Source organism: Stenotrophomonas sp. STEN225, assembly GCF_056756445.1.
In genome coordinates this window covers 1-14658 of the sequence record NZ_JBRRBV010000002.1, presented here as the reverse complement: position 1 = coordinate 14658, position 14658 = coordinate 1, and the positions used below count along the sequence as shown (strand labels likewise).

Sequence of the window (14658 nt, the reverse complement as noted above, 5' to 3'; positions counted from 1 at the left end):
GCAGGCCGTTCCATGCGAAACCACCGCACCGGCGAACGTTCCATTGTCCGCCGACGCAGGTCGGTGCGCACCGACCATCGGATAGTGCCACGTGAAAACGTTTACATGGCAGAATGGGCAACTGTATTCGATTGCAGTGCTCGCCGTCATGCGGCAGTCGCGCAATCATTGCTGCCATCGGGAGGGCCGAGGCAGTCCCAAAAGACAGCCCGGCGTCGGGCAGACCGGATCAGGTGATATGGCAAAAGTGCAGTTGCAGGGTGTGCGCAAGGTCTACGACAACGGCCAGGTTGCGGTGAAGGACGCCACTTTCGAGGTCGCCGATGGCGAACTGATGGTGCTGGTCGGTCCTTCCGGCTGTGGTAAGTCGACCCTGCTGCGGATGGTGGCAGGCCTGGAAGAGATCAGCGGTGGCACGCTGAGCATCGGTGACCGCGTGGTCAACGATGTGGCACCGAAGGATCGCGACATCGCCATGGTGTTCCAGAGTTATGCGCTTTACCCGCACATGACCGTGGCCGAGAACCTGGCGTTCGGCCTGAAGCTGCGTGGCCACGACAAGGCCACCATCGACAGGCGGATTGCCGAAGCGGCGCAGACGCTGGGCTTGACCGAGATGATGGACAAGCTGCCCAAGGCGATGTCAGGTGGCCAGCGCCAGCGTGTTGCGCTGGGGCGCGCGCTGGTGCGCGAACCTGCGGTGTTCCTGCTCGACGAGCCGCTGTCCAATCTCGATGCCAAGCTGCGCCACAGCGTGCGTACCGAGATCGCGCAGCTGCACCGCAAGCTGGGTACGACCATGATCTATGTCACGCACGACCAGGTCGAAGCGATGACGCTGGGCCAGCGCATCGTGGTGCTCAAGGACGGCATCATCCAGCAGATCGATACGCCGATGGCGCTGTATGACCGCCCGGCCAACCTGTTCGTGGCCGGTTTCCTCGGCAGCCCGGCGATGAACGTGCTGCGCGGGACGTTGCAGGGCGATGCGGGCGGCGTGACGGTGGTCGAGGGTGAGTGGCGCGCGCCGCTGGGCCAGGCCACGATCGACCCCGCGTGGCTGCAGAAGCCGATCAACGTCGGCGTGCGCCCGGAGCACCTGCAGCCGGCGACGGGAGATGACGCGCATGCGTTCACTGCGCGCATCGAGGGCATCGAGCCGGTCGGCAACGAGATCTTCGTCAACCTCAGCAGCGGCCAGCATGCACTGACCATGCGGGTGGCGCCGCAGGCGCTGCCGGCCGTGGGCGAGGACATCCGCGTTTCGATCCATCCGCAGGGCCTGCACTTCTTCAACGCGGAAACCGGCGAGCGCCTGTAAGACTTGGTGGCGCCGGGCCATGCCCGGCGTCATCGGCAGATCCCCGCCCTGCGTGGATGGGGCGCAGCCTCAGCGCGCCAGGCCATCCAGCAGTGGAATCCGCTGCGCGGGCGCATCGCCGACCTGCAGCGCAGCGTCGCTCGTTTCAAGCGGCAGCACCGCCAGCGCGAGATCGCCGGCCACGCTGGCGATCGTGCCCAGTGCCGCGCCGTCCTGCTGCACGCCGTCACCGGCCTGCGCCGGCGCATGGGTGTGCAGCAGCTGCACCGCGCGCTTGGCCTTGCCGAGGAAGTGGGTGCGGGCGACGATTTCCTGGCCCGGGTAGCAGCCTTTCTTCACGCTGTAGCCGTTCAGACGGTCCAGCCCCAACTGCTGCGGGGTCCACACCTCGCGCTGGCTCTGCTCCAGCCGGGGCAGGCCATACCGCAGGTCAGCCTGGCGCCAGGCCAATGCAAAGGCCACGTCGTCGTCCGGCCCACCGGCCGGGAAGGTGTCAGCGGCACCGATGCGCAGCGCGCGCGGCAGCGCGTCGCTGCCCAGGTCCAGCTCCCAACCGCCTGCATTGGCGGCGATCGCTGCGCCGGTAGCCGCTTCCGGTGCGGTGAACGCGCCGGCCACGGCCAGATCGTCGCGCAGCTGCACCTTGACCTTGCGGCGGAACACGAAACGCTGCAGTTGCGACGCAGTCGCATCCGCGTCGCCATCGGCGAACACCAGCATCACGTGATCCTCAGCCAGCCGGAGCAGCTGGAACACCGCCAGGGTGCGGCCCTTGGCACTCAGCCAGGCGCTCCACTGCCAGTGCTGCTGGGGCAGAGCGAGGACATCGCTGCTGAACTGGGCGTGGGCGAAGGCAGCTGCGTCCACGCCCTGCAGGCTCACCAGCTGGTGGCCCGGAAGGCGTGGATATCCGACGAAAGCAGGGGGCAGGTTGTCAGGCACGTGAACGAGGTCTAAAATTTGTGCGTTGCGAGACCGACCATGATAGGCCAAACAACCCCCACTCCCGACGACGAAACTGAAGCCCCGCTGGTCCCTGCGGCACCCGTGCCCGTGGAACAGGAAAAGGCAGAGGAATTCGGCGGCCGCGGCGGACTCGATCCGGTGCGGTATGGCGATTGGGAGAAAAACGGACGCTGCATCGATTTCTGATCAGCATTGAGCCAACGCGGCCGCGTGCCGCCCAGCCGAGACAACGAGCCCAGCGAATGGCGACCAGACAACGCCCACTTTCCCCGCACCTTCAGGTGTATCGCTGGCAGATTCAGATGGCCACCTCGATCCTGCATCGAGCCACTGGCGTCTTTCTGTCTGTTGGTGCCCTCATCATCGCTGCGGGCCTGCTGGCCCTGATGATGGGGCCCGATTCGTGGAACTGCTTCACCGGCCATGCCGGGGCCTGGTATGGCCGCGTGTTCCTGTTCGCGTGGACATGGTCGTTCGCCTATCACCTGTGCAATGGCATCCGCCATGTGGTGCAGGACTTCGCCATCGGCTTCAGCATCCCCGCCTTCATCCGCAGCAGCTGGCTGTCGGTCATCGGCAGCCTGGTGATCACCCTGCTGGTGTGGGCCTACGTGATGTTTGGAGGTGCCGCGTGAGCAAGTTCCGTACTCCGCTGAAGAACGTGCGTGGCCTGGGTTCGGCCAAGACCGGCACCGAGCACTTCGTGCACCAGCGCCTGACCGCCGCCGCCCTGGTGGTGCTGGGGATCTGGTTCCTGGTCTTCGTGCTGGGCCTGCTGGGTTCCGACTACGCGACCGCCACTGCTGCCATCGCCAAGCCGTGGAACGCGGTGCCGCTGATCGGCCTGCTGATCGCCATGTTCTGGCACGCACAGCTCGGCATGCAGGTCGTGCTGGAAGATTACATCCACGAATCGCTGCTGGCCCTGGTGCTGCAGACCGCGGTGAAGTTCGTCGCCGTGCTCGGCATGATCGTCAGTGTGTTCGCGGTGGGCCGCATCGCCCTCGGCGTTGCCTGAGCCCAGGCACCTACACAGGAATCCAGACTAGATGTCCGCTTACAAGATCACCGAACACAAGTACGACATGGTCGTGGTGGGCGCCGGCGGCGCCGGCCTGCGTGCCACGTTCGGCCTGGCCGCCAAGGGCCTGCAGACCGTGTGCCTGACCAAGGTCTTCCCGACCCGTTCGCACACCGTCGCCGCCCAGGGCGGTATCTCCGCCGCGCTCGGCAACATGGGTGAGGACGACTGGCGTTACCACTTCTTCGACACCATCAAGGGGTCGGACTGGCTGGGCGACCAGGACGCCATCGAATACATGTGCCGTGAGGCCATTCCGGCCATCATCGAGCTCGAGCACTACGGCGTGCCGTTCTCGCGTACCGCCGAAGGCAAGATCTACCAGCGCCCGTTCGGTGGCATGACCACCAAGTACGGCGAAGGCCCGGCGGCGCAGCGCACCTGCGCGGCGGCCGACCGTACCGGCCACGCGATGCTGCATACGCTGTACCAGCAGTCGCTGAAGCACGACGCGCGCTTCATGATCGAGTACTTCGCGCTCGACCTGATCTTCGACGACGAAGGCGTCTGCCGCGGCGTGCTGGCCCTGGACATGTCCGACGGCACGCTGCACCTGTTCCGCGCCCAGGGCGTGGTACTGGCCACCGGCGGCTACGGCCGAGCCTATTTCAGCGCAACTTCCGCGCATACCTGCACCGGCGACGGTGGCGGCCTGGCCATGCGTGCCGGCATCGCCATGCAGGACATGGAGTTCGTGCAGTTCCACCCGACCGGCATCTACGGCGCCGGCTGCCTGATCACCGAGGGTGTCCGCGGTGAAGGTGGCATCCTGCGCAACAGCAGCGGCGAGCGCTTCATGGAGCGCTATGCACCGCATTACAAGGATCTGGCATCGCGCGACGTGGTCAGCCGTTCGATGACCATCGAGATCCGCGAAGGCCGCGGTGTCGGCGAGCACAAGGATCACATCCTGCTCGACCTGACCCACCTGGGCCCGGGCGTGATCGATGACAAGCTGCCGGGCATCGCCGAGAGCGCCCGCATCTTCGCCGGCGTCGACGTGCACAAGCAGCCGATCCCGGTCATCCCGACCGTGCACTACAACATGGGGGGCATCCCGACCAACTACCACGGTGAAGTGGTGCGCAAGGTCGGCGACAACCCCGATGCCGTGGTGCCGGGCCTGTACGCCATCGGCGAAGCCGCCTGCGTGTCCGTGCACGGCGCCAACCGCCTGGGCTCCAACTCGCTGCTGGATCTGGTGGTGTTCGGCCGCGCGGTGGCCAACCGCTGTGCCGAGACCATCAAGCCGGGCGCGGCGCACAAGCCGCTGCCGGCCGATGCCTGCGACAAGGCGCTGGGCCTGCTGGACAAGCTGCGCCACGCCAACGGCGATACCCCGACCTCGGTCATCCGCGACCGCATGCAGCGCACCATGCAGGCCGACGCGGCCGTCTTCCGCACCAGCCAGACGCTGAAGGAAGGCTGCGAGAAGATGGACAAGATCTTCGATTCGTTCCAGGACGTGAAGGTCTCGGACCGTTCGCTGGTGTGGAACTCGGACCTGATCGAGACCTACGAGCTGAACAACCTGCTGCTCAACGCGGTGGCGACGATCAACTCGGCCGAACAGCGCAAGGAAAGCCGCGGCGCGCATGCGCACGAGGACTTCCCGGACCGCGACGACGTCAACTGGCAGAAGCACACCCTGGTCAGCGTCGACGAGAAGGGCAAGTGCAGCTTCGACTACCGTCCGGTGCACATGTACACGTTGACCGATGACGTGTCCGTGGTGCCGCCGAAGCCGCGCGTGTACTGATCCGACCCCGCCTACCATGCAATCCGCGCCTTGAGGGCGCGGGCCGCCTGAGCCAACGAGAGCAGCCATGGCCGAGTTTTCACTCCCCAAGAATTCCAAGATCACGAAGGGCCAGCACTTCCCCGTCAAGAACGGCGGCAAGAACGTGCGTACCTTCAAGATCTACCGCTGGAGTCCGGATGACGACAGCAATCCGCGCACCGATACCTATGAGGTCGATCTGGACGCCTGCGGCCCGATGGTCCTGGACGCGCTGATCAAGATCAAGAACGAGATCGATCCGACCCTGACCTTCCGTCGCTCCTGCCGCGAAGGCATCTGCGGTTCGTGCGCGATGAACATCGACGGCACCAACACGCTGGCCTGCACCCGCGCCATCGCGGACTGCGGCAAGAAGGAAGTGCCGATCTACCCGCTGCCGCACATGAACGTGGTCAAGGATCTGGTTCCGGACCTGACCCACTTCTACGCGCAGTACGCCTCGATCAAGCCGTGGATCCGCACGCAGACGCCGGCGCCGCCGGATCGCGAGCGCCTGCAGTCGCCGGAAGACCGCAAGAAGCTCGATGGCCTGTACGAGTGCATCCTGTGCGCCTGCTGCTCGACCAGCTGCCCGAGCTACTGGTGGAACGGCGAGCGTTACCTGGGGCCGGCGATCCTGCTGCAGGCCTACCGCTGGATCATCGACTCGCGCGATGAGGACACCGGTGCGCGCCTGGACGATCTGGAAGATCCGTTCAAGCTGTACCGCTGCCACACCATCATGAACTGCGCCCGCACCTGCCCGAAGGGCCTGAACCCGGCGTTGGCGATTGCCGAGATCAAGAAGCTCATGATGGAGCGTCGCGCCTGATCCATCCCGCATGCGGCCGCATCGACGGCGGCCGCACGCACCCCAGCCGAGCCACGCCATGCGTGGCTTCGCTGTATCTGGAGGCCTGCAATGGATGAAGAAACCCTGCTGAAGAAGCTGCGCTGGCGCTGCCGGCGTGGCATGCGCGAACTGGACCAGCTGTTCGAACGTTACCTCGACCGCGAATGGAGCGCTGCGCCGACCGAAGAGCGCGAGGTTTTCCTGTTCCTGCTCGACTGTGAGGACGATAAATTGTGGCGCTGGTTCATGGGCTACGAGGTCTGCCCGCATGCGCACGCCATCCCGCTCATGGACAGGATCCGCGCCCTCAAGCCTTGAGTGGCGTCCTTCACGGCTGCAGGCGGGTGCCCAGCTGGCGGTACTGCTCGCCGCCCCCTGGCTGCTGCGCGCTTCGGATCTGCCCCGAGACGCCCTGGTTCCCGTCGTACTGCTGGTCTGGGCGCTGGGCCTGGCCGAGCTCTTCTGGCGCCTGCGCCGGCCGAAGGTGAGGGTGTGCCTGCCCGCGTTGCCCGCTCCGCTGCAGGTGGCGGGGCAGGCGCTGGACGCTCCACAGCTGGTGATCCGCGGCCCGTGGCTGTTGCTGCATGGGCGCCAGGGGCGGCGGCAACGGCGGCTGCTGTTCTGGCCGGATGTACTCGATGCCCGGCAGCGACGTGAACTGCGACTGGCCGTCGCCGCACGCGCCGTTTCCCGTCGAGCCCGGTCGATGGCACCATAGGCTGAATCGTCCGGCGTGCCTGCATGTTCAAACCCATTCCCGTGGCCATCGGCCTGCGCTACCTGCGCGCCAAGCGCCGCAACGGCTTCATCTCCTTCATTTCGATGGCATCGATCCTGGGCATCGCGCTCGGCGTTACGGTGCTGATCACCACCCTGGCGGTGATGAGCGGCTTCCAGAAGGAAATCCGCAGCCGCCTGCTGCAGATGACGGCGCATACCACCATCAGTCGCGACGGCGAGCCCATGCCGGACTGGATGCGCGTGGTGGACGTGGCCAACAAGGACCCGCGCGTGGCGGGCGCCGCACCCTATATCGAGATCCAGTCGATGATCAGTGGCCCGCGCGTGCAGGGTGCGATCATCCAGGGCATCGACCCGGCACTGGAGCCGAAGGTGTCGGTGATCGACCAGAAGGTGGTCAAGGGCAGCTACGACAGCCTGAAACCCGGCAGCTTCAATCTGCTGCTGGGCAAGGAACTGGCGATCTGGCTGGGCGTCGATGTCGGCGACCAGGTGCTGGTGACCTTCGCCGAAGTGCAGGGCACACCTGCAGGCGCCGTTCCGCGGATGAAACGCTTCACCGTCAGCGGTATTTTCGAGGCCGGCTACAACGAGGTCGACCGCGGCGTCGGCTTCGCCAACATGAAGGATCTCGAGCGCGTACTGCGCGCCGATGGCGCGACCGGCGTGCGCCTGAAGCTGCACGACATGGACCGCTCGCTGGAAGTCGGCGTGGACCTTGCGCAGAACCTCGGCGGCGCCTATCGCGTGAGTGACTGGACCCAGCAGAACGCCAATCTCTACCACTCGCTGCGCATGGAAAAAGTGGTGATGGGCATCCTGCTGTCGCTGATCATCGCCATGGGCGCGTTCAATCTGGTGTCCTCGCAGGTGATGCTGGTCACCGACAAGCAGGCGGACATCGCCATCCTGCGCACGCTTGGCCTGACCCCGGCCGGGGTGATGCAGGTGTTCATGGTGCAGGGCTCGTTGATCGGCATCTTCGGCACGCTGGCCGGACTGATCGGCGGCATCACCCTGACCTTCAACCTGGAACGCATCCTCGGTGCCATCGAGCGCGTATTCAACGTCAAGCTGCTGCCGGAAGACGTGTACTACATCACCGGCCTGCCGACGGACATGCAGACCGGCGACGTGGTGGTGATCACCGTGGTCGCGCTGCTGATGAGCTTCCTGGCCACCCTGTATCCCGCCTGGCGGGCGGCACGCACCCAGCCGGCGGAGGCCCTGCGCTATGAATGAAGCCTTTGACCGCGGCCAGGAAGTGATCCGCGCCGAGCACCTCGGCAAGATCTATGCCGAAGGGCGCATGCAGACCCCGGTATTCGACGGCCTGAACCTGACCGTCACCGCGGGTGAAACCGTGGCCATCATCGGCGCGTCCGGTGCCGGCAAGAGCACGCTGCTGCACCTGCTGGGGGGACTGGACGTACCCAGTGCCGGCGAGGTGTACGTGGCCGGTCAACGCATGTCGGCGCTGTCGGATACCGCACGTGGCCTGCTGCGCAACCAGGCGCTGGGCTTTGTCTACCAGTTCCATCACCTGCTGCCGGAATTCACCGCGCTGGAAAACGTGATGATGCCGCTGCTGCTGTCCCGCTCGCATTCGCCGATGTCACAGCGGGCGATGTTCGCCGGCCTGGGCGTGGTGGGGACGGCGCTGGCCAGCATCGTCAACGGAGCCACCGCCTTCGTCCGTGGTCGTCCTGAAGTGGAGGAGGCGGCCGCGCGCGCAACCTTGCTGCTGGAGTCGGTCGGGCTGGGCCATCGCCTGGACCACAAACCGGGCGAGCTTTCCGGTGGCGAGCGCCAACGTGCGGCGGTGGCGCGCGCGCTGGTGAACCATCCGGCCTGCGTGCTGGGCGACGAGCCGACCGGAAACCTGGACGATCGCACGGCCGGCACCGTGTTCGACCTGATGCTCGAACTCAATCGTGCCCGCCATACCAGCCTGGTGCTGGTCACCCACGACCGCGGCCTGGCGCGGCGCCTGGACCGGGTGCTGGAGCTGCGCGAAGGGCGCCTGCACGAGCTGGCCCACGCCGACGTCTGAGCGGCCGGCAACGTGCACCTCCCGGCGCCTGAACGGTGGCGCCGGGATTCTCGCCGCCCATACCCGGGCAGGCGCATGATGGCCCCCGGTTCCCCGTGGAGATCGACATGAAGACCCCGCTTGTGATCGCAGGGCTCTGCCTTGCCCTGGCCGCGTGTGCGACCACCGGCCGCCTGAGCAGTGCCGAGCGGCTGGACCTGTACCGGGCGCACGCCGGCGCACCGCAGAATGACATGCAGTTCTTCGGCAGCCTCAACGGCTGGACCGAACTGGGCGACAGTGCACTGGCGGTATGGACCCGGCCCAGCGAGGCCTACCTGCTGGAATTGAACGGCCCCTGCCAGGATCTGTCGTTTGCGACCGCCATCGGCCTGACCAGCCGCATGAACCGCGTGTCGGCCCGCTTCGACAAGGTGCTGGTCCGTGACCCGACCGGAGGCCCGCGCCTGCCGTGCTTCATCAGCAGCATCCGCAAGCTTGACGTGAAGGCGCTGCGTGCTTCGGAACAGGAGCTGCGGCAGGCGCAGGTGCAGGAGCGCGAGGAGCCGGCGAACTAGGCCGGCGCCATCTCCGGATCAGGCTTCCGGGATGAAGCCGGCGGGCTTCTCCGCGTCCTTCTCGAACAGGAACTTGACCAGTTCCCCTTCCAGGAACGCGCGGTGCTTCGGGTCGCGCGGTGACAGGCGGTTCTCGTTGATCAGCATCGTCTGGTGCGCCAGCCATGCCGCCCAGGCCTGCTTGCCGATGTGGTTGAAGATGCGCTGGCCCAGTTCGCCCGGATAGGGCACGAAGTCCAGGCCCTCGGCATCGCGTTGTTCGTACTGGCAGAAGACGGTTCGGGGCATGGCACTCACTCGTGGTTGCGGGGTTTCTTGGATCTGCGTTGTGGCGGTTTGATCGCGGTGCCATCAAGCAGCTTGCGGATGGGAGCCGGCAAGCCCAGCGTCGGCAGTTCGTCGGCGGTGACCCAGCGCAGCGAGGATTCTTCCACGCGCAGGCCGCGTACCTGTCGCGACAGGATCTGCAGGTGCAGCCTGTAGTGGCTGAAGGTGTGCTGCAGCACCGGCAGCTCGTCGGCATCTTCCAGCGAGCCGTCCACGTGTGCATCGAACCAGTCCTGCAGCGCTTCACCGGCGTCGGCCTGCGGCAGGGTCCACAGTTGCGCCCAGATGCCGGTCTCCGGTCGCTTCTGCAGCAGCACGCGCTGCTGGGCATCGCGCAGCAGCAGGGCCACGGCTTCGCGTTCGGGCAGGGCCTTGCCTGGCTTCGGCGTGGGCAGCTCGGCGGTCCGGCCTTCGCGGCGCGCCACGCAGTCCTGCTGCTGCGGGCAGATCACGCAGGCGGGCCTGGCGCGGCTGCACACGGTGGCACCGAGGTCCATCTGCGCCTGCGTGTAGTCGGCCATCCGGCCATCCGGCACCTGGGCCGCGTGCGCTTCGGCGATGGCCCACAACTGCTTTTCGATGGCTGGCAGGCCGGGGAAGCCTTCGATGCCGTGATACCGGCTGAGCACGCGCTTGACGTTGCCGTCGAGGATCGGAAACCGGTCGTTCCAGGCCTGGCTGAGGATCGCGCCTGCAGTGCTGCGGCCGATGCCGGGCAGCGCATGCAGCGCGTCGAAATCACGCGGCAGTTCGCCGTCATGCAGTTCCACGCAGCGCTGGGCCGCCGCATGCAGGTTGCGCGCACGGGCGTAGTAGCCCAGCCCGGCCCACTGCGCCATCACTGCATCGTTGCTGGCCGCGGCCAGCGCGGGCAGGGTCGGGAAATGCTGCAGGAACCGCTGGAAGTAGGGGATGACCGTGGCCACCTGGGTCTGCTGCAGCATGATCTCCGACAACCAGACCCGATAGGGGCTGCGCGGATGCTGCCAGGGCAGGTCGTGGCGGCCGTGGTCGTCGAACCAGTGCAGCAGGCGGGCGACGAACGGGTCGCCCGCGGGCACGACGGTGGCCTCAGGCACTGCCAAGCGCTTCGGGCAGCAGCGCGTCGACGAAGGCTTCCGGATCGAATTCACGCAGATCTTCAGGGCGTTCACCGATGCCGGCGAAACGGATCGGAATGCCGAACTCGCGGGCCAGTGCGAACACCACGCCGCCCTTTGCGGTGCCGTCCAGCTTGGTCACCACCAGGCCGGTCACGTTCACCGCGGCGTTGAACTGGCGCAGCTGCGACAGCGCGTTCTGGCCGGTGGTGCCGTCGATCACCATCAGCACCTCGTGCGGCGCAGCGGGATCGATCTTGCCGAGCACACGACGGATCTTGCCCAGCTCGTTCATCAGGCCGGACTGGGTATGCAGGCGGCCGGCGGTATCGGCAATCAGCACCGACGTGCCGCGCGCCTTGCCGGCCTGCAGCGCGTCGTAGGCCACCGAGGCGGCGTCGGCGTTCTGGCCCTGGGCCACCACGGCCACGCCGTTGCGCTCGCCCCAGGCCTGCAGCTGGGCCACGGCAGCGGCACGGAAGGTATCGCCGGCGGCCAGCATCAGGCTGTGCCCGTCGTCCTTGAAGCGCTTGGCCAGCTTGCCGATGGTGGTGGTCTTGCCGACACCGTTGACGCCAACGGTCAGCACCACGAAGGGCCTGGCGTTGCGATCGATCACCAGTGGCCTGGCGACCGGCTGCAGGATCGCGATCAGGTCGGCACGCAGTGCGCCCAGCAGTGCGTTGGCATCGGCGAACTCACGTGCCTTCATGCGTCTGCGCAGGCCTTCGACCAGCTCGGTGGTCGCACCGACGCCGACATCGGCGGTGATCAGCGCGGTTTCCAGTTCGTCCAGCAGGTCATCGTCGAGCTTGGGATTGCGCGAGAACAGGCCGCCAAAGCTGCGCGCGATGACGCTGTTGCGCAGGCGTTCGCGCCAGCCGGACTTGCCGGCGGGGGCCGGGGCGGCATCCACCAGCACCGGCAGGTCGGCGGCCGGTGCGGAGGGCTGCTGTGCGGGGATCACCGGAGCCAGCGGGGCGAGCACGGCTGCGGCGGCACGTGCCTCGGCCTCGAAGTCTTCCGGTGCCAGGACGCGTTCGGTCGCTGCCGGCGCCGGCGGGGACGCCGGGGCAGCGGCGGGCGGCGCCGGGACGGGCACCGCCTCAGCCGGAGCCACGGCTGGCGGGGCGTCGGCTACGACCGTGGTGTCCTCGACGGGCGCGGCCGACGGGAATGCCGCCGCCAGCTCTTCAGCCGAGTAGTGCTGGGTCTTGGGCGCGTCCGGTGTGGCGGCGTCCTGGGGCTTCTTGCGGCGGAAAAAACTGAGCATTGGCAAAAGGCGCTGAAATCAGAGGGATATGCTACCACCCGAGCCCGTCTGCCCGATGTGGACTCAAGGTCGCGGCCGGCCAGCCGCTAATGGCTTCGGAGGGCTGCACCGGGCGGCCCGGAGACCGCCATGGACAACGTGATGGCAACGGCCTGGAGCGGCATGCGGGCCGCAGCACAAGGCGTGCAGGTGGCCGCGCACAACGTGGCCAACCTGGCGACAGCCGATGCGCCGCGCCTGCAGGTGCAGCGCGCGGCGGTGGAACAGGGTGGGGTGCAGACCCGGGTGACCGCTGCCGGCGCCGATCCCGCCGCGCCGCTGGCTGATCTGCTGGCGGCAAACGCGGAGGTGGTGGCCTTCGCCGCCAACGCTTCGCTGGTCCGCCGCCAGGACCAGATGCTGGGGTCGCTGCTGGATCGCCGGGCCTGAGCAGCCCGGCCTGGCAGATGACAGCCAGCGCCTGGCAGCGCCGGGCCATGCCCGGCGACCACCCAGCGTGTCAGGCCGACAGTTCCAGCAGCAGCTTGTTCAGGCGCGCAACGTAGGCGCCCGGGTCCTTCAGGCTGTCGCCGGCCGCGAGCGCGGCCTGGTCGAACAGCACGCGGCCGAGATCATCGAAACGATCACCATCGGCCTCGCCATCGAGCTTGGCGATCAACGGGTGCCCCGGATTGATCTCCAGCACCGGCTTGCTGTCAGGCACCTTCTGGCCGCTGGCTTCCAGGATCTGGCGCATCTGCAGCCCCAGATCCTGTTCGCCGATGGCCAGCACCGCTGGCGAATCGGTCAGCCGGTGCGACACGCGGACTTCGGCCACGTCGTCGCCAAGCACCGCCTTCAGCCGCTCGATCAGGGCCTGCTTGTCCTTGGCCGCCGCTTCCTGTTCCTGCTTGTCCGACTCGGTCTCCAGCGCGCCGAGGTCGAGGTCGCCACGGGCGATGTCGACAAAGCCCTTGCCGTCGAAGTCGGTCAGGTAACCCATCAGCCATTCGTCGATGCGGTCGGTCAGCAGCAGCACTTCCACGCCCTTCTTGCGGAACACTTCCAGGTGCGGGCTGTTGCGGACCTGGCTGTAGCTCTCGCCGGTCAGGTAGTAGATCTTGTCCTGGCCTTCGGCCATGCGACCGATGTAGTCGGCCAGCGAGACGGTCTGGGCATCGCCCTCGCCACGGGTGGAGGCGAAGCGCAGCAGGCCGGCCACCTTCTCGCGGTTGTTGTAGTCCTCGGCCGGTCCTTCCTTCAGCACCTGGCCGAACTCCTTCCAGAACGTGGCGTACTGCTCGGGCTTGTCGGTTGCCAGCTTCTCCAGCATGTCCAGCGAGCGCTTGGTCAGCGCGGCCTTCATCGAATCGATGACCGGGCCGGACTGCAGGATCTCGCGCGAGACGTTCAGCGACAGGTCGTTGGAATCGACCACGCCCTTGATGAAGCGCAGGTACAGCGGCAGGAACTGCTCGGCCTGGTCCATCACGAACACGCGCTGGACATACAGCTTCAGGCCCTTGGGCGCATCGCGGTGATACAGATCGAATGGTGCACGGCCCGGCACGTACAGCAGCGAGGTGTACTCCAGCTTGCCTTCGACCTTGTTGTGGCTCCACGCCAGCGGATCGCTGTGGTCGTGTGCCACGTGCTTGTAGAACTCGCTGTACTCGGCGTCGCTGATCTCGGTGCGCGGACGGGTCCACAGCGCGCTGGCACGGTTGACGGTTTCCCATTCGACCGCCGCGCCCTCTTCACCCCCTTCCTTCGGCATCTGGATCGGCAGGCCGATGTGGTCGGAGTACTTCTTGAGGATGCTGCGCAGGCGCCAGCCATCGGCAAAGTCGTGTTCGCCGTCCTTCAGGTGCAGCACGATGCGGGTGCCGCGCTCGGGCTTGTCGAGGGTCGCGACATCGAAGTCGCCTTCGCCGCGCGAGGTCCAGCGCACGCCTTCGCTGCTGGCCAGGCCGGCCCGCCGCGAGGTGACTTCGACTTCGTCGGCGACGATGAACGCGCTGTAGAAGCCGACACCGAACTGGCCGATCAGCTGCGAGTCCTTCTTCTGGTCGCCGGACAGCTGGCGCAGGAAGTCGCCGGTACCGGACTTGGCAATGGTGCCGAGGTGGGCGATGGCCTCGGCGCGGCTCATGCCGATGCCGTTGTCCTCGATGGTGATGGTGTGGGCGGCCGGGTCGAAACTGACGCGCACGCGCAGGTCGCTGTCGTCTTCCAGCAGGGACGGCTGGGTCAGCGCCTCGAAGCGCAGCTTGTCGGCCGCGTCGGCGGCATTGGACACCAGCTCGCGCAGGAAGATCTCCTTGTTGGAGTACAGCGAGTGGATCATCAACTGCAGCAGCTGCTTGACTTCGGTCTGGAAGCCAAGGGTTTCGGTCTGGGTCGTCTCGGTCATCGATAGGGCTCCGTGTGCAATGCCGCGCCAGCGCGTGCGGCCTCGCCAAGGGGTAGGGGTGATTGTCCCGAAATCAAGGGGGTTGGTCGGGCAGGGCGGCGCCCTGCACCCGCAGAGGCCAGAGCAAAAGCCAGGGCTAAAGCGGCTCTGGGTTGTCTGCTTGCTTGGCGGGGCGGTGTGGGGTGGCAGGACCGTTGGCGCCATGGATGGCGCC

17 protein-coding genes are annotated in these 14658 nt (G+C 66.9%); 12 read left to right on the top strand and 5 right to left on the bottom strand.

The genetic code is table 11. The features are described from left to right. Nucleotides 1-238: 238 nt before the first annotated feature. A complete protein-coding gene (locus tag ACVOJ1_RS02265; RefSeq protein WP_065174953.1) occupies nt 239-1321 on the top strand; it encodes an ABC transporter ATP-binding protein in 1083 nt (360 codons plus the stop codon). A gap of 69 nt (nt 1322-1390) precedes the next feature. Here the strand turns inward: ACVOJ1_RS02265 and ygfZ are convergent, their stop codons facing one another. Beyond that, nucleotides 1391-2263: a CAF17-like 4Fe-4S cluster assembly/insertion protein YgfZ gene (gene ygfZ / locus ACVOJ1_RS02260; protein WP_253118841.1), complete on the bottom strand. Its 873-nt coding sequence runs from the start codon at nt 2261-2263 to the stop codon at nt 1391-1393. A 39-nt stretch (nt 2264-2302) separates the two neighbouring features. On the opposite strand from ygfZ, the gene ACVOJ1_RS02255 reads away from it, so the two are divergent. The 10 genes from ACVOJ1_RS02255 (at nt 2303) to ACVOJ1_RS02210 (ending at nt 9352) form a co-directional block, all read left to right on the top strand. Further along, the gene (locus ACVOJ1_RS02255) at nt 2303-2473 is read left to right on the top strand and encodes a DUF1674 domain-containing protein (protein WP_074901279.1); all 171 of its coding nucleotides are present in this window, start codon (nt 2303-2305) and stop codon (nt 2471-2473) included. Between the two features lie 56 nt (nt 2474-2529). Further along, entirely contained in the window at nt 2530-2922 is a 393-nt protein-coding gene (gene sdhC, locus ACVOJ1_RS02250; RefSeq protein ID WP_004153151.1) for a succinate dehydrogenase, cytochrome b556 subunit, read from the top strand. Next, nucleotides 2919-3305 carry a succinate dehydrogenase, hydrophobic membrane anchor protein gene (gene sdhD / locus ACVOJ1_RS02245; protein ID WP_053517295.1) on the top strand — a complete coding sequence of 129 codons (387 nt, stop codon included), beginning with the start codon at nt 2919-2921 and terminating at the stop codon, nt 3303-3305. Before sdhC ends, sdhD begins: the two co-directional genes overlap by 4 nt. A gap of 31 nt (nt 3306-3336) precedes the next feature. Further along, a complete protein-coding gene (sdhA, locus tag ACVOJ1_RS02240) occupies nt 3337-5127 on the top strand; it encodes a succinate dehydrogenase flavoprotein subunit (RefSeq protein WP_053517296.1) in 1791 nt (596 codons plus the stop codon). A 67-nt stretch (nt 5128-5194) separates the two neighbouring features. Beyond that, nucleotides 5195-5980, top strand: coding sequence for a succinate dehydrogenase iron-sulfur subunit (locus ACVOJ1_RS02235; RefSeq protein ID WP_053517298.1), 786 nt, complete (start codon nt 5195-5197; stop codon nt 5978-5980). Between the two features lie 90 nt (nt 5981-6070). Next, the gene (locus ACVOJ1_RS02230; protein WP_053517299.1) at nt 6071-6319 is read left to right on the top strand and encodes an FAD assembly factor SdhE; all 249 of its coding nucleotides are present in this window, start codon (nt 6071-6073) and stop codon (nt 6317-6319) included. Then, nucleotides 6270-6719 carry a hypothetical protein gene (locus ACVOJ1_RS02225; protein WP_081279720.1) on the top strand — a complete coding sequence of 150 codons (450 nt, stop codon included), beginning with the start codon at nt 6270-6272 and terminating at the stop codon, nt 6717-6719. Before ACVOJ1_RS02230 ends, ACVOJ1_RS02225 begins: the two co-directional genes overlap by 50 nt. A gap of 23 nt (nt 6720-6742) precedes the next feature. Beyond that, nucleotides 6743-7984 (top strand): lipoprotein-releasing ABC transporter permease subunit, encoded by a 1242-nt coding sequence (locus ACVOJ1_RS02220; RefSeq protein WP_065174956.1) that lies wholly within the window; start codon nt 6743-6745, stop codon nt 7982-7984. Next, nucleotides 7977-8795: an ATP-binding cassette domain-containing protein gene (locus ACVOJ1_RS02215; RefSeq protein ID WP_065174957.1), complete on the top strand. Its 819-nt coding sequence runs from the start codon at nt 7977-7979 to the stop codon at nt 8793-8795. Before ACVOJ1_RS02220 ends, ACVOJ1_RS02215 begins: the two co-directional genes overlap by 8 nt. A 107-nt stretch (nt 8796-8902) precedes the next feature. Then, a complete protein-coding gene (locus tag ACVOJ1_RS02210; RefSeq protein WP_053517332.1) occupies nt 8903-9352 on the top strand; it encodes a DUF6491 family protein in 450 nt (149 codons plus the stop codon). 18 nt (nt 9353-9370) lie between these two features. Here ACVOJ1_RS02210 and ACVOJ1_RS02205 read toward each other — a convergent pair whose 3' ends face one another. Genes ACVOJ1_RS02205 through ftsY form a run of 3 tightly spaced genes read right to left on the bottom strand, consistent with a single transcriptional unit; the run spans nt 9371 to nt 12052 of the window. Continuing rightward, nucleotides 9371-9640 (bottom strand): oxidative damage protection protein, encoded by a 270-nt coding sequence (locus ACVOJ1_RS02205; protein WP_065174958.1) that lies wholly within the window; start codon nt 9638-9640, stop codon nt 9371-9373. Nucleotides 9641-9645: 5 nt separating this feature from the next. Then, nucleotides 9646-10758: an A/G-specific adenine glycosylase gene (gene mutY / locus ACVOJ1_RS02200; RefSeq protein WP_231107715.1), complete on the bottom strand. Its 1113-nt coding sequence runs from the start codon at nt 10756-10758 to the stop codon at nt 9646-9648. Continuing rightward, nucleotides 10751-12052, bottom strand: coding sequence for a signal recognition particle-docking protein FtsY (ftsY, locus tag ACVOJ1_RS02195; protein WP_065181286.1), 1302 nt, complete (start codon nt 12050-12052; stop codon nt 10751-10753). The genes mutY and ftsY overlap by 8 nt, the downstream gene beginning before the upstream one ends. 129 nt (nt 12053-12181) lie before the next feature. On the opposite strand from ftsY, the gene ACVOJ1_RS02190 reads away from it, so the two are divergent. Next, complete coding sequence (locus tag ACVOJ1_RS02190; RefSeq protein WP_193395520.1) at nt 12182-12481, top strand: hypothetical protein; 300 nt, start codon at nt 12182-12184, stop codon at nt 12479-12481. Nucleotides 12482-12551: 70 nt separating this feature from the next. Here ACVOJ1_RS02190 and htpG read toward each other — a convergent pair whose 3' ends face one another. Further along, complete coding sequence (gene htpG, locus ACVOJ1_RS02185) at nt 12552-14444, bottom strand: molecular chaperone HtpG (RefSeq protein ID WP_053517309.1); 1893 nt, start codon at nt 14442-14444, stop codon at nt 12552-12554. Between the last annotated feature and the right edge of the window lie 214 nt (nt 14445-14658).